The organism is Rhodoferax sp. ZS1R25 (genome assembly GCF_056521335.1).
The window spans coordinates 543,222-559,351 of the sequence record NZ_JBWMAZ010000002.1 but is presented as its reverse complement, the minus strand read 5'-3'; the positions used below and the strand labels follow the sequence as shown (position 1 = coordinate 559,351).

Genomic DNA, 16,130 nt, shown 5'->3' with positions numbered 1-16,130 from the left:
AGTTACACCGGAAAATTCACCACGATTGAGCACTGCCTGCCCAAACAGCGCGGCCACGCCAGTGCTTGAAGATTAGTGTTCGTAGAGGATTTCTGGATGCGACATCGTTCTCGATGATTAACGCTTGAGCTCACGGTAAAAGTTCTCATGCGAACCCAGCAACAGCAGCATCCGCGTGCCGGGGTCGTATTCGTAGGCCAGCAAGGTGAGCTGGCCCACACAGGCGAATTTGTAGATGAACACGCCCGCTAAATCGCCTTTCTTGGCTTCACCCAACGTCGGGTCGCACACGATGGCGGCCACGGCGTCGTCTACATCCGCTTTCTGGTTGCTGTGCAGACGCTTGTACGCGCGCTTGAACGAGGCGCTTTGCAGCACCCGTATGTTGGCGTTCATTCGCTGCGGCTACCTTCCGGCACAAACTCGCTGGCCAGAGTAGGGCCCTCCGCGCGTGCAACGATCAGGTCGCGGACAAAGTCAATCGGCAGGTCGGGGTTGTCGAGTGCGGTGCGGCCCACGATGGCCCAGAACTCGATCTGGCCGGCGATAGTGCGCCGCTCGGCCTGGGCTTGCGCTCGGGCTTGGTCGTACAGGGTGTCGTCGATGCGGACTGGCATGCCCATGGTTGTGCCTCCTACGGTTTTGCTACAAAAGTAGCTAAATTGTAGTCAATGCGAATATGTATGCCAAATGAGCTTCTAGCCCCCATGGAATATGCGCGAGCAGCTATTGAATTGATAGTAATGCAGCCTACTCATGCATCCCACTGCACACGCCGCGCCAGCCGTTCAAACGCCATGTCGGCAGCCACGGCCAGTAGGCCGACCAGCACGGCACCCTGCAGTACATAGGCGGTGTTGAAGCCCGACAGCCCCACGATGATGGGGGAGCCCAGCGTATTGGCACCTACGGTGGAAGCGATGGCTGCGGTGCCGATGTTGATGATGACCGAGGTACGCACGCCCGCCACCCACAGCGGCAGGGCCAGCGGCACCTGCACCTGCCACAGCAGTTGCCATGGCCCCAGGCCCAGCGCGCGGGCTGATTCCTGCACAGGCTGGGGCACGGCCTCTAGCCCCGCAATGGTGGCCTGCAGCACGGGCAGCAGCCCGAAGATGGACAGCGCCAGCAGCGCGGGCAGCTCACCAAAACCCACCACCGGCACCGCCACGGCCAGCACGGCCACCGGCGGAAAAGTTTGGCCCATGGCGGCAATGGTTTCCAGCAGGGGGCGGAAGGCTTTGCCGCTGGGGCGCGTGGCGCCCAGGCCGGCGGCAGTGCCCATCAGCACCGACACTGCGCTGGACAGCAGCACCAGGCCCAGGTGCTGCCACAACAGCTCGGCCAGCGGCTCCTGCAGGTAAACCGGCCGCTCCAGCGCGGGGAACCAGGCGGCAAACAGCGGCTGGCTGTGCGGCAGGCCATAGGCCAGCGCCAACAGCAGTGCGAGCGTCCAGACCAGTCGGTCGCGCCACAGCGCGGTACGCAGGGACTCAGTCATGGGCAGCGGGGGCCAGCAGGTCGGCCGCAGTCACCTGGCCCACGGTGGCGCCGGCGTCGTCCACCACGCGCAGGGCCGATACCCCATACACCGCCATGCTGGAGATGGCTTCGCGCACGGTGGCGGTGAGGGCAATGCTGGCCTCGGCAGGCGTGTCGAGGGAGGCAGGCACCACAAGCGGCGTTACCAGGGGAGCTATGGGCCGCAGCGACAGTAGCTTGAGCCCGCGGTCCGCCCGGCCCAGAAAGTCTGCAACAAAGTCATCCGCAGGGGCCGAGAGCAGCTCCAGCGGCGTGCCGACCTGGGCGATCTGCCCCTCGCGCAGCAGCACAATGCGCGTGGCCAGCAGCAGGGCCTCATCAATGTCGTGGGTGACCAGCACGATGGTTTTGCCAGACGCCTGGTGCACGCGTTTGAGTTCCAGCTGCAGCGCGGCGCGCGTGACCGGGTCCAGCGCGCCAAAGGGTTCGTCCATCAGCAGCACATCGGGGTCGGCAGCCAGCGCGCGCGCCACGCCCACGCGCTGTTGTTGTCCGCCCGAGAGCTGGTGCGGCAAGCGGGTGCGGTACTGCGCGGGATCCATGGCAAACAGGGTCAGCAGCTCGGTCACACGGGCCGCGATGCGTTCGCGGCTCCAGCCCAGCAGCTGTGGCACGGTGGCAATGTTGCGCTCCACCGTCCAGTGCGGGAACAGGCCCACCGACTGGATGGCGTAGCCCATGCGCCGGCGCAGGTCGCGCACGTTGAAGCTGTAAATCTCTTTGCCGTCCAGCAGGATGCGCCCACCGTCGTGGTCCACCATGCGGTTGATCATTTTCAGCGCGGTGGACTTGCCCGAGCCCGAGGGACCGATCAGCACCACCAGCTCACCGCGCGCAATGTTCAGATTCAGTCCGGCAATGGCCGTGGTGCCGCCGTAGGATTTGCGGGTGTTGTCAAACGTGATCATGCGGTGGGACTTTCGAGCAGCGCAGCCAGCGCCTTGAACAGGGCATCGGCCAGCACGGCCATCAGCACAATGGGCAGTACGCCCAACATCACCAACTCGTTGGCGGCGCTGAACAGGCCGTCAAACATCATGGCGCCCAGCCCGCCTGCGCCCACCAGCGCGGTCACTGCGGCCAAGCCAATGGTCTGCACCACCGCCGTGCGCAGGCCCACCAGCAGCACGGGCAGCGCCAGTGGCAGTTCCACCCGCCAAAACAGCTGCCAAGCGCCCAGGCCCATGGCGCGGGCCGAGGTGGTCACCGCCACGGGCACCTGCTCCAGCCCGGCCAGGGCCGAGCGCACGATGGGCAGCAGCGAATACAAAATCAGCGCCAGCACCGCCGGTGCCAGGCCCACACCGCTGATGCCAGCGCGCCCCAGCAGCGGATAGGTGGCCGCCAGCCAGGCCAGCGGCGCCATCAGCAGGCCAAACAACGCAATCGACGGAAGGGTCTGGATGACGTTGAGCACGGGGAACAGCGCCTGCCGCAGCCGCTGCGCCCGCGCCATGGCCCAGGCCAGTGGCAGGCCCAGCAGCACTGCGGGTAGCACGGCCAGCACCACGATTTGCAGATGCCGCAGCACAGCCGCGCCAAACACATCGCTGCGGTTGGCGTATTCCTTGAGGATGGACAAGTCTTCGCCCCAGCCCATGGCCAGCAGTGCCAACAAGGGCAGGGTGGCCATAGCCAGCGCAGCCAGGCGGGGCAGGGTGCGCAGCTGCAGGCGGCCCACCGCGTCCAGGCAGGCCAGCCAAGCCAACGCCATCAGGCTCCAGAAGCCGGCGCCCAGGGCGGTGCGGGCAAGTGGGGATTCGGTGTGCGCCACGGCCGTGGAATGGTGCGCCGCCAGCGCCCACAGCAGCGCCAGCAGCAGGGCCATGCCCGTGGCCACCAGGCCTTGTGTAATGTGGCCTTGGGGGCGCAGCACAGCCCAGACCAGCGCCGCAACTGCCAACGTAACAGCCAACCAGGCCGGCGTTGCCAGCAGTTGCGCCAGAAACACCGGCTCACCCGAGAGCAGCCGGTTAGGCGCCACGCGCACAAAGGGCAGAGCCCAGGCGGCACCCACGCCCAGCGCCAGGCAAACCGCCAACACCGGGTTGCGCGGTGGCGCGTGCGGCGGCTGGCCCATGGCAGGCAGCGCGCTTATTTGATGAATCCCTTGCTGCGCAGGTAGTCGGCGGCCACCTTGCGGGCGTCCTGGCCTTCGATCTGGATGCGCGCATTCAGCGTCTGCAGCGTGGGGCCGTCCAGTGATTTGAAGATAGGCGCCAGCACGGTGGCAATGGCGGGCGTGCGTTTCAGCACCTCTTCACGCACCAGAGGAGCGGGGGCGTACACGGGTTGCACGCCCTTGGGGTCTTCCATCACCACCAGGCCCAGCGCGGCCACGGGGCCGTCGGTGCCATAGGCCATGGCCGCATTCACACCCGACGTTTTTTCGGCCGCGGCCTTGATGGTGGCGGAGGTGTCGCCCCCAGCCAGCACCAGTGCCTGGTCGGCACGCAGTTTGAAGCCGTAGGCGGCCTGGAAGGCGGGCATGGCATCAGCCCGCTCCATAAACTCGGCCGAGGCGGCCAACTTGAAAGTGCCGCCCCCCGCAATGAACTTGCCCATGTCGTCCAGCGTGTGCAGCTTGTTGGCCGTGGCCACGTCCTTGCGCACGGCAATCGCCCAGGTGTTGTTGGCGTTGGCAGGTTCCAGCCAGACGACGTGGTTTTTCTCCAGGTCCATCTTCTTGGCCAGCTCATAGCCCGCGCGCAGGTCTTTCCAGGCCTTGTTGCTCTCGTCGCCCAGCATGAAGGCGCCGTTGCCGGTGTATTCGGGGTACAGGTCGATTTCGCCGGCCAGCAGTGCGGTGCGCACCACCTTGGTATTGCCCAGCGAGACCTTGTTTTCGGTCTTGATGCCGTTGGCCTCCAGCGCCAGCACCACGATGTTGCCCAGCAGCTTGCCTTCTGTGTCGATCTTGGAGCCCACGCGCACCGCGGTTTGTGCGTGTGCGGCCCCCATGGTCATCAGGCCAGCGGCCGCAATAAGAACCGTGCGACGCAGAAAATGCAGAGGTGTTGCCATGGGATGTTCCTTTCAGGGTGGGGCACAGGATAAGCGAAACCCATTACCCCCGGAAGCCCTTTGGCGCCTTGGCCTGTGGTGCAATGGGACTACTAATTGTTGATTGACAGGAGTCCCCATGAAAGCTATCTGGAACGGCACCGTGATTGCCGAAAGCGACGACACCGTGTTGGTAGAAGGCAACCATTACTTCCCCGCCAGTGCCCTGAACCGCGACTATGTGCAGTTCAGCAACCACAAGACCAGCTGCGCCTGGAAAGGCCAGGCCAGCTACTACTCGCTGATGGTCAACGGCGAGATGAACATCGACGCCGTCTGGTACTACGCCGACCCCAAGGCCGAAGCCGAGATGGTGCGCGACCGCGTCGCGTTCTGGAAGGGCGTGCAGGTCACCGCGTAACCTTCTGTAACTTATATTCTCCCCATTAGCAAAAAATAGGGCCCGCAGGTTGCGCACCGCGGGGCCTGCAACGGTGGGGAGACCGATGAGCATGAAGACCTGGTGTGTGGTGGGCCTGGCCCTGATGGGCGCCGTGGCGCATGCGGGTGTACTTGAGGGCGCGGAAGCCTATGGCAAATCGCGCTACCCTGAGGCGCGCAAAGAACTGACCGAGCCCGCAGTGCAGGGCGATGTGGAAGCCATGGCCCTGATGGGCGACATGCTGATGCGGGGCCTGGGCGGTACCCGCGACGAACTCAAGGCACGCGAATACATCCTCAAAGCCTATGAGGGCGGATCGCTGCGTGCCACGCACACACTGGGCGTGATGTACCTGAACGGCAACCTGGTCACCAAAGACGAAAGCAAAGGCGTGGAGCTGGTCAAAAAGGCCGCCGAACTGCGCTACCCGGCGGCCCAAGCGCTGTACGGCGTGTGGCTGACGCGCGGCCTGTACGGACAAGAAAAGAATGAAGTGGTGGGCCTGACCTGGTTCAACGAGGCCGCGGCGCAAAACGACCCGCTGGCCATGAACTGGCTGGGCGACGCCTATGAATACGGCAAGTCCGGCGTGGTGGCTGACAGCCTGGTGGCGCTGGACTGGTACAAGAAAAGCGCCGAACGCCTGAACGCGACCTCCATGGTGTCGGCCGGGCGCATCTACGCCATGGGCAAAGGCGTGACCGCCGACGGCGCCGAGGCCCTGCGGTGGTTCAAAAAAGCGGTGCTGCAGAACAACTACAACAGCTACACCTGGATCGCCAGCGTCTACGAGTTTGGCCGCGGCGGCATTGCCAAGTCCGCCAGCCAGGCCTACGCCTGGTACCTGGTGGTGCCAGCCAATGCGCCGCCCGATGTGGTGAAGGCTGCCAACGAGGGCAAAGACCGCGTAGCCAAGGTGCTGAGCGCGACCGAAGTGGAAGAGTCGGTGAAGAACTCCAAAACCCTGGTGGCCCAAACCATGTTTGCCGAGCTGTCCGCCATGGTGGCCCGCCCACCGACCACGCCCGTAGTGCAAAAAGGGGTGTACGGCAGCGGCGTGGTGGTCAGCAAGCGCGGCGACATCGTGACCAACGAACACGTGGTGCAAGGCTGCGAAAAAGTGCGCGTGCAGCCGCTGGGCCTGGATGTGAAAGTGGTGGCCAAGGACGCCAAGAACGACCTGGCCCTGCTCAAGCTGGAGGGCGCGTTGCCACCGGCCATCAAGTTCCGCGCGGGCAAGGGCGTGCGCCTGGGTGACGAACTGGTGGCCATTGGCTACCCGCTGCGCGGCCTGCTGTCGTCGGGCCCCATCGTTACCACCGGCATTTTGAATGCGCTGAGCGGCGCCAACGACGACACCTCGGCCTTCCAGATGTCGGCCACGGTGCAGCCAGGTTCCAGTGGCGGGCCGATTGTGGACAACACTGGCGCGCTGGTGGGCATTGTGCGGGCACGCCTGCTGCCCAACGGCCCCATTGCGGCGCAGAACGTGAACTTTGGCATCAATCTGGCCACCGTGTCTGGCTTTCTGGACGCGCATGCGGTGGACTACACCGTAGGCCCCGCCACCAGCAAACCGCTGAGCGTGAGCGACATTACGGCCCAGGTGCAAAAGGCCACGGTGCAGGTGGAGTGCTACTGAGTTTTGAAGAGAAATGGCCTATAGCCCCCGTGGAATATGCGCGAGCAGCTACTAATTTGGTAGCAAATATTCCTTCGCGCAGCGCATGGTGTGCAATGGCCTTGTAGGAGTACTCCTACGCCAAGTCGGGATTTCGTCCTCTGGTACCAACCGCGTGCGTCAGCCACACTGACGACGTGGTTTATTAAGTCACCACGTAAGGAAATTCCATGAACTCGTACCCAATCTCTAGCAATCAACCTCGCGTATGGCGCCTGCATCCAGTGATTGCAATCGCTGCAGGCTCAGTGATTTTGGTCAGCCTGCTTGGCGCCGCTGCCCTTACCGGAATTCTTCCCAACTCCAATGCCACGGCGCCAGCGGCTGCTGCCGTCAGTGCTCCGGCAGATGTGTCGGCGTCTCCTGCACATACTTCGCTGCAGAAGGCTGGAAGCCAGAAACAAGCTACCCAAAAAACCTCCATGCAGGTGGCGACTAATTCCGGTGTCCCTGCGCAACCCGCTGCTGCCCCCGCCGCTCCGGCCCAGAAAAACAGCGTAGTCGGTATCGGTGTAGGTGCTCTAGTAGGCGGTGCGCTGGGTAGCCAGATTGGCAGTGGCGATGGCAAGACCCTTGCCACCATTGCCGGTGCAGTGGGCGGCGGTTACGTTGGCAATGAAATTGCCAAGAAGAACGCTGCTCCTTAAACCTTTGATCCGCTAGATGGCTTGCCGCCACTGGCGGATCTGGTCCACCGTGGCGGTGGCGCCGCCGCATACGATGAACAGCACGTTGCGGAAGGGCGCCAGCGCCGCGTTGGCTTCATAGGCCAGCGCCAGGCTGGCGCCGCAAGCGGGTTCCACCAGCACGCGGTGGTCGTTCAGAAAGCGTTCACACGCATCCAGCGCGCTCGCGTCTGACACCAACACACTCTGCACCGGGCGCTGCTGCGTCCATTGAAAAGCTTGTTCGCACACGCGCTTGGCGCCCAGCGAACCGGCAATGCTGGTGATGGCGTCTAGCGCCAAGGTGTGCCCGGCCTGCATGGCCGCGTGCAGCGACGCGGCGCCATCCGTTTCCACCGCAATGATGGGCACCTGATCCCATTCATTGCGCGCCATGCCCTCGGCCACGCCCGACAGCAGGCCACCACCACCCACTGACAGCACCACCGCATCAGGCACCACGCCCGCGCGGGCCACTTCGTCGACCATGCTGGCGTGGCCGGCCCACAGCAGCGGGTCATCAAACGGATGCAAAAACGCATCGTCCGGCCCCACCAGCGACAGCGCCAGTTCATTCGCCTCTTGCCACGACGCACCGTGCACGATCACGTCCGCGTTCTCCAGCCGCAGCAGCTCCTGCGCCCGCGCCGTGGTGGTCTGCGGCACGACCACCGTCACGGGGATGTTCAGCACGCGCCCCGCATACGCCACCGCCATGCCCGCGTTGCCGCCAGACGACGACACAAAACGCCTGGCCCCGCGTTGCGCATGGATCTGGCAGGCATATCCAATGCCCCGAATCTTGAAGCTGCCGGGCGGCTGCAGCGCCTCCATCTTTAGCCAGATGGAGCGCTGTGCGGCGAGGCTGAGGGCGCGAGATTCTAGGAGAGGGGTTTCTAGGTGCAGGATCATTTGAGTATGGTAGTCGGCTTAGTAAAGCAGGCGCTAGTCCTGTTTGCTTAACCATTGCAAGGTCCGTTAAAGCAATACTGGTCGCTGTGACGGAGCTCTGTTTTGTTGTTCTCACTTACTATGGCGGAATACAAAACGGAGGGATTTCAAATGTCTGAAAGAACATATACGGAGGAAGAGATCCAGGACTTGACGGATCGAGTATTTCTTTTGAAGGAAAAACTCGAAGCCGGCAAGATGCGCTTCGCCGAACACCTTGTTGATGACTTTAAGCGAAGCTACGAGTCCATTCGACTTCGTGCTGACGGGAAAGTCGATCCAACAACTGTGGATGGGCGAATTCGCGCCTCAACCCTCGCCCTACTGGCGATGAAGCAACGTGAAGAAATGAAGAAATCAGCTAGTTTGCAGGATTTGCAACAGGCGTATTTTGATTTTCTGTTTGAGCAATTGGGTTGGCTTTACGACGAGATGAAAAGAAGAGAAGTGCCGCCTCATGTCGTTGCAGCTCACTTTGCATCAGATGACCAGTTCGTTGAAAAGTTAGTCGGGGGCCTACCGGAGTTTGAAGGAGCGATCAAAGCATTTTGGGAAACCGCAAGTGATATTTCTGAATACCACCTGCAAGATGGCCAGCAGTTGAAATCAATTTTCTCAGGTGACTTATTTCCATTGCACAGCGAGAACGTGGTTTCGACAGCCGGGTTGTACATCGACACCATTGTTTTACCTTGTCCGATACTTCGAATTGTCCCATTGGCAGGAATACTGCCTCCGGCAGAGGTGGCCAGGTTGTTTCTCAAGCACGTTCTGACGGCAATGACCTATAGGGATATTGCAATTGCAGACGTGTCTCCACCTATTGCGCTTATCACCCCTAATCGTGATGACGTAGAGGGTCGTGGGCGCACAGGTCTGATTGAGAGGGCCACTCCAGTAATGGTGAAGCATGGCAGCCGTCTTTTTGGGAGACCCTTTAATGATTTCGAAGAGCTTCATGCGTTTTGCAACGAACTCAAGAGCGTGGAGCAGGTCTTGAAAGAACTACGCTGTCCTGAGCGATTACTTTTTGACACCAAGTGGGGCGTTGACCCGGAGGTTCAATTGCGTAGAGCGATTGCCGAAAACCCGATTCTTCCAAATATGGATAAGAACATTGCGGGGCAGCAAATAATCGCCGCGTGTCTAGGGCGCATGCCGCAAGCAATGGCGGCGGAGGATGCCGCATTTCAATTTGGAGGATCACCGCTCATTTCTGCACCGACTTCGTGGAATTACTACACGTGGCTGCTCGAATATCAAGGAACTTCAGCGGCGGAACAGGCTGGAAATCGGGAGGCTCGACATGTTGTACGTGCGTTGACTGCGGAAGCAAATATTAATTTGGAATGGTTGGGAAATGTTCCCCCAGAATCAGTTCTTCAAATTCGAAGGAACGGCCAAGCAGAAGAGTTGCGGATGCTTCTTTCCAATGGAATTTCAGATCTTCTCAAAGTCAATCCAGACAACTACTTCAGGACTGCTGATCAAGTTGTTGAAAACATTGATATCGCTTTCAGGAAACACCAAAAAGACCTTTCTGATGCAAAAAGGAAAAAGCTCAGCCTTTATGGCATTGATGTTCCTACATGTCTAGCGATTGGAGGGATAGGAATCGCCGGAGCAGTGACGGGCAACGTACCTCTCCAAGGGGTTTCTGCTTTTTTCGGCATAACCGGACTCACAACACTAAAGGACATCAAAACCAAATACAAAGAAATATCAGCGGCAGACAAGGCAAGGCGTGCCTCGCCGACAGGCATACTTTTCAAGCACCTAAATTGAGACAATGAGCTGGAAGTGCATGACTTTCAAATGCGCATCAACCTCGTCACAGCTCCCCGCGCCTCCGCCCGCAGCTCCCCCACATCCACCCCACGCAGCACATCGTTCTCGACGACCTGCTGCCCATTCACCCACAGCCCCTTGAGTGTGGACAGCCCGCCACTTGCTGCCGGTCCCACGGCCACGTCGTGCAGGCCAAAGTAGCACGGGCAGTCCAGTGCATAGAGGTCTATGTCGGCGGCCATGCCGGGGGGCTAGCGTGTCAATGGCGCCGAAGCCCACGGCCACGTGTTGCCAACGTGTATGGATCGCCGCATACTGCGCCAGCAGTGCTCGCAGAAGCGCTTGAAGCTAAGGCGTTGGAAATCAAACGTTTTGGGTTTCAACAGGGAGATATCTATGAAGTTGCTGAAAAATCGCTCCATTGCGACACGCATGCGCTTGGGCTTTGGCCTGCTCATCTTGGTGAGTATTGCGGTGGCCCTGTTCGGGCGCCTGGCCCTGGACCAGGTGGGTGGCCAGGTGCGCGCACTCACGGAACACAACCTGGTGGTGGTGACTGTGCTGTCCAACATCAAAGACAACGTCAACCTCACGGCCCGCGCCGCCCGCAACATTGCGTTGCAGACCGACCCCCAGGGAAAGTTAGTCGAAAAAACCGTCATTGACGGCAATCGCACCTCCACCCGCGCCTTGCTCAAGCAGCTGGAAGATTTGCTGACGCTACCGGAAGAGCAGGCCAAGCTCAAGGAAGTGACCACCAAGCGCCTGGCCTATGCGGCCAAGGTGGACGAATCGGTGAAGTTGGGCTTGGAGGGCAATAACGAGGCTGCGCGCGACCTGCTGGTGGGGGACGTGACACAGCTGCAAAAAGCCTATTTCTCTGAACTCGATGTCCTGATTGCCCTGCAGCGCGAGCGGATGGAGGATGCGCGCCGATCCACCGATGGCACGGTGCGCCAGGCTGGGTATGCGATGTTGCTGTTGCTGGTGGTGGCCATGGTGTCGGGCACGCTGATTGCCAACTGGACCGCTAGCAGCGTGACACGCCCGCTGCTGGCAGCCGTGCATGTGACGCAGCGCATCGCGCAGGGGGATCTGAGCACCCATGTCGAGCCCGAGGCCAAGGACGAGGTGGGGCGCTTGATGGAGTCCCTGCGGTCGATGCAGGAGTCGCTGCGCAATCTGGTGGGGATGGTGCGCAGCAGCAGCGATGCTGTGGCACTGGGTGCCTCCGAAATCGCAGCCAGCAATGGCGACATGTCGCATCGCACGGAGCAGCAGGCCTCCAGCCTGGAAGAAACCGCTGCGGCCATGGAACAAATCTCCACCATGGTGCGCAGCAGCGAGAGTTTGGCGCAGCAGGCCAATGACTGTGCCCAGGTGGCCAACGGTGCCGCAGCGCGTGGCGGTGACGTGGTCAGCCAGGTGGTTAGCACCATGTCCCAGATCAACGTGGCGTCTCAGCGTATCTCCGACATCGTGAGCGTCATCGACGGCATCGCGTTCCAGACCAATATCTTGGCACTCAATGCTGCGGTCGAAGCGGCTAGGGCAGGGGAACAGGGGCGCGGGTTTGCCGTGGTGGCCTCGGAAGTTCGTAGCTTGGCACAACGCTCGGCTACCGCTGCGCGCGAGATCAAGACCTTAATCAGCAGCAACGTGGAGAAGGTCGATGCGGGCTCGCGTCTGGTGGAGACAGCGGGCGCCAACATGGCCGATATTCGCGAGCAGGTTGGGCGTGTGGTGACCCTGATTGCCGAGCTGGGCACCATGTCGTCATCGCAGAGCCGAGACATCGTGCAGGTGAACCAATCGGTGGCCCACCTGGACCAGGCCACCCAGCAGAACTCTGCCATGGTGGAGCAGTCTGCAGCGGCGGCCGACAGTTTGAGTCAGCAGGCGCGGCTGTTGGTGGAGGCTATCAGTGCCTTCCGGCTGCAGCCTACTGACCGGGCATTTGTCGCCGCTTAGGCCTGTGCTAACCCGAGAAGCTAAAAGAAGGGATACGGCCCCGGATACTGGCCGATGTAGCTCGTATGGCTAACCAGCCCATGCGCGGGCTGCCACAGGTGCAGCATGCAAGCTGCAGGGCCGATGAAAGACTGGGGTATGGCATCGGGCGCCAGCTGCAGCGCGATCTCGGTGGTGGTGCTGGGGCAACTGGCCACTACGGTGCCAGCCCAGCGCCGCAGCATGGGGCGGTGCACATGGCCGCAGAGCACGGCCTCCACATTCGTCACGGTTCGCAGTACGGCTTCCAGGGGCGCCGGGTCGCGGTAGCGGTACTCATCCAGGTAAGGAATGCCGCTCACAAACGGGGGGTGGTGCAGTAGCACCAGCGTGGGCTTGTTCCTGTCGGCCTGCAGCGTGCTCTGCAGCCACTGCAGGCCCGCGGCATCCACCGCGCCATGGTGTTGCCCCGGCACGCAGGAGTCCAGCGCAATGATGCGCACCGGGTAGTCGTCCACACAGTAGTGCAGCGGCCCCTGGGTGGGCAGGTAGGTGTGTCGGGCAAAGGCTGCGCGAAACGCTTCACGGTGGTCGTGGTTGCCGGGCAGAACCAGGTAGGGGATGGTGAGTTGCGATAGCAGCGCAAGTGCGTGCGCGTATTCCTCGGGCTCACCGTAGTCCACTAGGTCGCCGGTGATGACCACCAGGTCGGGCCGGCGGTCGAGCTGGTGCAGGTGGGTGATGGCAGCCGTCAGTGCGCGGTTGGAGTCGGCCACGCCGCGGTACAGCTCGCCGGGCGGGCGCACATGCGGGTCAGACAGTTGGGCAATCAGCACAGCGGCTCCACAAGAATCGGGCTTTGATGGCCCCATAGCATGCAATGAACAGGCCATGGCCATGATACGGCGGCGCATATAGCGACGCGGCGCGCAGCCGTTACGATGGGTTGATGTCTCCCACCACCCGTCGCGTTGTACAGGCAGCCCTGTTTGAAAGTATTGCCATCGCCGTGGTCACGCCCACCCTGGCGCTGATTTTTTCCCACCCTCCGGGTTCTGCCTTTGTGTTGTCGGCCATCATGTCCAGCATTGCGCTGGCCTGGAACTATGTGTTCAACATGCTGTTTGAGCGCTGGGAGGCTCGCCAAGCCGTGAAGGGCCGCACGCTGTTGCGGCGCATTGCGCATGGCGTGGGCTTTGAAGGCGGGCTGACCGTGTTTTTGGTGCCTGTGATGGCGTACTGGCTGGACGTTTCCCTGTGGACGGCCTTGGTGGCCGACCTGGGCATGCTGGCGTTCTTCTTTGTCTACACCGTGGCCTTTACCTGGGCTTTTGACAAAATATTCGGGTTGCCTGCGTCGGCTGTGGGCTCACCGTCTTGAAGGAACTATTGATGAACTGGATTGCCAAACCCTTGAAGTGGATCATGCTGGTGTCGGGTGTGCTGACCTGCACCATGCTGTACGCCGCCATTGACCCGCAGGGCGCGCTGCGCAATACCTTTGGCGCCACGCTGGAGGGGCCATTGGCCGATATCGTGGTGCGCAACTGGGGCGTGCTGATCGCGCTGGTGGGGGCGCTACTGATCTACGGCGCCTACCGGCCCGCCAGTCGCCCGCTGGTGTTGACGGTGGCGGTGGTCAGCAAGTTGGTTTTCATCGGGCTGGTGCTGGTCTATGGCCAGGCCTACCTCGGCAAGGCGGGCCTGGCGATCGGCTTTGACCTGGTGGTCGTGTGCCTGTTTATCTTGGGCCTGGTGCAGGTGCTGCGCCAGCCAGCTAAGAGATAAATAGGCCTCTAGCCCCCGTGGAATATGCGCGAGCAGCTTCTATTTCGATAGCAAGCTCGCAGGGCTCAGGCCGACACCTTGTTCTTCAGGCGCAGCAGGCTCAGGCCCAGCAGCACAAACAGCCCACCCGAGACGCGGTTGAACAGGCGCTGTTTCAGCGGGTTGGTCAGCTGGCCTTTGAACAGGCGCGCCACCAGCACGTAAAACAGGTGCGAGAGCAGCGACATGGCCACAAAAGTACAGGTCAGCACGGCCACCTGCTCAAACACTGGCGCATCGGCCGTGATGAATTGGGGGAAGAGGGCAGAGAAGAACAGGATGGCCTTGGGGTTGGTGAGTGCCACGCCCATGCCTTGCCCGTAGAGCTTGCGGCTTGCCGGGGCGCCAGTCGCTTGTGTGGCCGACTCTGCCGCGGCGAATGACACCGCCTGGCTGCGCCACTGCCGTATGCCCAGGTAGATCAGGTACAGCGCACCGGCCACCTTGAGCACGGTGAACGCCAGGGCCGACACCGCCAGGATGGCGCCCATGCCAGCCATGGCCACGCCCGAGATGATGAACAGGCCCGTGGCATTGCCCAGTGAACTCGCCACCCAGTCCCGTTTGCCATGCGCCATGGCGTTGGAGATGGCCAGCAGCACACCGGGGCCGGGGCTGAAGCACACCAGAAAAGCAACGCCACAAAAAACCAGCCAGTTGGAGAGGTGCATGGGCGTCAGTTTATGCGACGGTGGGCCGCGCCTGCAGGCTGCGCAAGGTCGCCAGACAGGCCTGGGCGACCTCGGTGCCCTTTTTTACGAAGTGCTCGCGGTAAAAGCGCAGGTGCTCTTCGTGCTCATGAAAATCGCGGGGTGTCAGCACAGCGCTGAAGACCGGTACATCGGTGTCCAGTTGCACGCGCATGAGGCCGTCGATGACGGCGGTGGTGACAAACTCGTGCCGGTAGATGCCGCCGTTAACGACGAGGCCGCAGGCAATGATGGCGCCATAACGGCCGCTGCGTGCCAGGCGCTGGGCGTGTAGCGGGATCTCGAAGGCGCCGGGCACTTCGAAGTGGTCCACCTGCTCGGGGGAAATGTCTTGTCGTTGCAGTTCGGCCTTCGCGGCCTCGGTGCTGCTGGTGACGATGTCGCGGTGCCACGAAGAACTGATGATGGCAATGCGCGGCGAAGAAGTCTGATTCATGGTGGTCTCAAAAGAGGGTTAACAAGAATCAGGGCGCACGCAAACGCAGAGACAGGCATGCGCAACGGCGTGCCTGTTTCAGGTGTGCGCGATCTCTTTCATCCGGACTATGACCGTCGGCTCTGGCATCTCACCAGATCTGCTGACCCCACGCCCGCAAAGGCTGGTGTGGGCGCTCGCGGGCTGCTGTGGTCAAGCCACAGATACCGCCGGTGGGGAATTGCACCCCGCCCTGAGAACGCGGCAACCCTTGCGGGCTGCGGGTCGGATTTTAGCTGCGGGCCAGAAAGTGGCTGGGCGGCTTGCCCATGCTTTGCTTGAACATGGCGGAAAACGCGCTGTCGCTGGCATAACCCGCAGCAGCGGCCACTTGGGCAATGGGCACGCCGCGTGCCAGCTGGGGAAGGGCGTGGGCCAGCACCGCCTGGGTGCGCCATTGCTGGTAGCTGGTGCCCAGCTCGTCGCGGAAGAGCCGCGCTACGGTGCGCTCGCTGGCACCTATGTCGGCCACCCACTCCTTGAGTTGCGATTTCTCTGCCGGGTCGCGCAGCACCGCCTCGCACAGCGCGCGCAGGCGCTTGTCGCCGTGCTCGGGGTGGGGCATGGGCACGCCCAGGGCCTGGGTGTCGGCGCGGGTGGTTTCGTCAGCGGTCAGGGCCATCAGCGCGTCATCGCGCGGGCCGGGTTCGCTGCCTTCCAGCGCATGGACCAGCTCGCGCAGCAGCTTGCTCACTACCAGCACGCGGCATTCCGTCCAACTGGCGGGCAACACGCTGGGCGCCATGTCCACGGTGCGTAACTCCGCGGTTTCTAGCACCACCACGTTGTGCTGCACGCCCGGCGGAATCCACACCGCGCGGCTGGGCGGCACGATGAAGGTGGTCTGCCGCTCGCCCTGCGTCACCGTGACCTGCATGAGCCCGCTGGCGCAATAGGTGAACTGCGACCAGGGGTGCTGGTGGGGCTTGATGTGCGCGTCCATGGCCAGCGAGCGTGTCCGGCTGCGCACCGGGCGCTCGGCCGTAGGCGGGCGTTGGGCCGAGGTGTCAAAAGACACGGGGTGCAGCGAGGCCTTGCGTTTCATGGGCGTTGATCGTTGGGTCAGGTTTGGCGGAATTTCGACAATTATTGTCTT

General features: G+C 62.1%; 19 protein-coding genes and 1 riboswitch. Of the genes, 7 read left to right on the top strand and 12 right to left on the bottom strand.

Translation table 11 applies throughout. The features are described from left to right. Nucleotides 1-117: 117 nt before the first annotated feature. From AC097R_RS13490 to osmF, 6 genes are all read right to left on the bottom strand, one after another. Nucleotides 118-396 carry a type II toxin-antitoxin system RelE/ParE family toxin gene (locus AC097R_RS13490; protein ID WP_479598662.1) on the bottom strand — a complete coding sequence of 93 codons (279 nt, stop codon included), beginning with the start codon at nucleotides 394-396 and terminating at the stop codon, nucleotides 118-120. Continuing rightward, the gene (locus AC097R_RS13485) at nucleotides 393-623 is read right to left on the bottom strand and encodes a ParD-like family protein (protein ID WP_479598661.1); all 231 of its coding nucleotides are present in this window, start codon (nucleotides 621-623) and stop codon (nucleotides 393-395) included. Before AC097R_RS13485 ends, AC097R_RS13490 begins: the two co-directional genes overlap by 4 nt. A gap of 131 nt (nucleotides 624-754) precedes the next feature. Then, nucleotides 755-1,501, bottom strand: a complete 747-nt coding sequence (locus AC097R_RS13480) for an ABC transporter permease (RefSeq protein ID WP_479598660.1) — start codon at nucleotides 1,499-1,501, stop codon at nucleotides 755-757. Beyond that, nucleotides 1,494-2,450 (bottom strand): ABC transporter ATP-binding protein, encoded by a 957-nt coding sequence (locus AC097R_RS13475; protein WP_479598659.1) that lies wholly within the window; start codon nucleotides 2,448-2,450, stop codon nucleotides 1,494-1,496. Before AC097R_RS13475 ends, AC097R_RS13480 begins: the two co-directional genes overlap by 8 nt. Further along, nucleotides 2,447-3,622, bottom strand: a complete 1,176-nt coding sequence (locus AC097R_RS13470) for an ABC transporter permease (protein WP_479598658.1) — start codon at nucleotides 3,620-3,622, stop codon at nucleotides 2,447-2,449. Before AC097R_RS13470 ends, AC097R_RS13475 begins: the two co-directional genes overlap by 4 nt. A gap of 14 nt (nucleotides 3,623-3,636) precedes the next feature. Further along, nucleotides 3,637-4,566: a glycine betaine ABC transporter substrate-binding protein OsmF gene (osmF, locus tag AC097R_RS13465; RefSeq protein ID WP_479598657.1), complete on the bottom strand. Its 930-nt coding sequence runs from the start codon at nucleotides 4,564-4,566 to the stop codon at nucleotides 3,637-3,639. Between the two features lie 118 nt (nucleotides 4,567-4,684). Here osmF and AC097R_RS13460 point away from each other — a divergent pair, with 118 nt between their 5' ends. From AC097R_RS13460 to AC097R_RS13450, 3 genes are all read left to right on the top strand, one after another. Further along, nucleotides 4,685-4,966: a DUF427 domain-containing protein gene (locus AC097R_RS13460; RefSeq protein WP_479598656.1), complete on the top strand. Its 282-nt coding sequence runs from the start codon at nucleotides 4,685-4,687 to the stop codon at nucleotides 4,964-4,966. A gap of 85 nt (nucleotides 4,967-5,051) precedes the next feature. Next, entirely contained in the window at nucleotides 5,052-6,629 is a 1,578-nt protein-coding gene (locus AC097R_RS13455) for a trypsin-like peptidase domain-containing protein (RefSeq protein WP_479598655.1), read from the top strand. 209 nt (nucleotides 6,630-6,838) lie between these two features. Then, the gene (locus AC097R_RS13450) at nucleotides 6,839-7,315 is read left to right on the top strand and encodes a glycine zipper 2TM domain-containing protein (protein WP_479598654.1); all 477 of its coding nucleotides are present in this window, start codon (nucleotides 6,839-6,841) and stop codon (nucleotides 7,313-7,315) included. A gap of 12 nt (nucleotides 7,316-7,327) precedes the next feature. Here the strand turns inward: AC097R_RS13450 and AC097R_RS13445 are convergent, their stop codons facing one another. Further along, complete coding sequence (locus tag AC097R_RS13445) at nucleotides 7,328-8,245, bottom strand: pyridoxal-phosphate dependent enzyme (protein WP_479598653.1); 918 nt, start codon at nucleotides 8,243-8,245, stop codon at nucleotides 7,328-7,330. Between the two features lie 150 nt (nucleotides 8,246-8,395). Here AC097R_RS13445 and AC097R_RS13440 point away from each other — a divergent pair, with 150 nt between their 5' ends. Further along, nucleotides 8,396-10,069 carry a hypothetical protein gene (locus AC097R_RS13440; RefSeq protein WP_479598652.1) on the top strand — a complete coding sequence of 558 codons (1,674 nt, stop codon included), beginning with the start codon at nucleotides 8,396-8,398 and terminating at the stop codon, nucleotides 10,067-10,069. A gap of 26 nt (nucleotides 10,070-10,095) precedes the next feature. Here AC097R_RS13440 and AC097R_RS13435 read toward each other — a convergent pair whose 3' ends face one another. Further along, nucleotides 10,096-10,314: a hypothetical protein gene (locus AC097R_RS13435; protein ID WP_479598651.1), complete on the bottom strand. Its 219-nt coding sequence runs from the start codon at nucleotides 10,312-10,314 to the stop codon at nucleotides 10,096-10,098. 154 nt (nucleotides 10,315-10,468) lie between these two features. Here AC097R_RS13435 and AC097R_RS13430 point away from each other — a divergent pair, with 154 nt between their 5' ends. Continuing rightward, a complete protein-coding gene (locus AC097R_RS13430) occupies nucleotides 10,469-12,043 on the top strand; it encodes a methyl-accepting chemotaxis protein (protein ID WP_479598650.1) in 1,575 nt (524 codons plus the stop codon). Nucleotides 12,044-12,063: 20 nt separating this feature from the next. Here the strand turns inward: AC097R_RS13430 and AC097R_RS13425 are convergent, their stop codons facing one another. After that, complete coding sequence (locus AC097R_RS13425) at nucleotides 12,064-12,858, bottom strand: phosphodiesterase (protein ID WP_479598649.1); 795 nt, start codon at nucleotides 12,856-12,858, stop codon at nucleotides 12,064-12,066. Between the two features lie 113 nt (nucleotides 12,859-12,971). Here AC097R_RS13425 and AC097R_RS13420 point away from each other — a divergent pair, with 113 nt between their 5' ends. Both AC097R_RS13420 and AC097R_RS13415 read left to right on the top strand, forming a co-directional pair. After that, nucleotides 12,972-13,403: a PACE efflux transporter gene (locus AC097R_RS13420; RefSeq protein WP_479598648.1), complete on the top strand. Its 432-nt coding sequence runs from the start codon at nucleotides 12,972-12,974 to the stop codon at nucleotides 13,401-13,403. Between the two features lie 11 nt (nucleotides 13,404-13,414). Continuing rightward, nucleotides 13,415-13,810 (top strand): hypothetical protein, encoded by a 396-nt coding sequence (locus AC097R_RS13415; protein ID WP_479598647.1) that lies wholly within the window; start codon nucleotides 13,415-13,417, stop codon nucleotides 13,808-13,810. A 65-nt stretch (nucleotides 13,811-13,875) separates the two neighbouring features. Here AC097R_RS13415 and AC097R_RS13410 read toward each other — a convergent pair whose 3' ends face one another. The 3 genes from AC097R_RS13410 to AC097R_RS13400 form a co-directional block, all read right to left on the bottom strand. Then, the gene (locus tag AC097R_RS13410; RefSeq protein WP_479598646.1) at nucleotides 13,876-14,520 is read right to left on the bottom strand and encodes a LysE family translocator; all 645 of its coding nucleotides are present in this window, start codon (nucleotides 14,518-14,520) and stop codon (nucleotides 13,876-13,878) included. Between the two features lie 10 nt (nucleotides 14,521-14,530). Beyond that, nucleotides 14,531-14,995 (bottom strand): 6,7-dimethyl-8-ribityllumazine synthase, encoded by a 465-nt coding sequence (locus tag AC097R_RS13405; RefSeq protein ID WP_479598645.1) that lies wholly within the window; start codon nucleotides 14,993-14,995, stop codon nucleotides 14,531-14,533. Nucleotides 14,996-15,081: 86 nt separating this feature from the next. Beyond that, a riboswitch (FMN riboswitch) is annotated at nucleotides 15,082-15,239 on the bottom strand. Nucleotides 15,240-15,266: 27 nt separating this feature from the next. Beyond that, nucleotides 15,267-16,079, bottom strand: a complete 813-nt coding sequence (locus AC097R_RS13400) for an AraC family transcriptional regulator (protein WP_479598644.1) — start codon at nucleotides 16,077-16,079, stop codon at nucleotides 15,267-15,269. Between the last annotated feature and the right edge of the window lie 51 nt (nucleotides 16,080-16,130).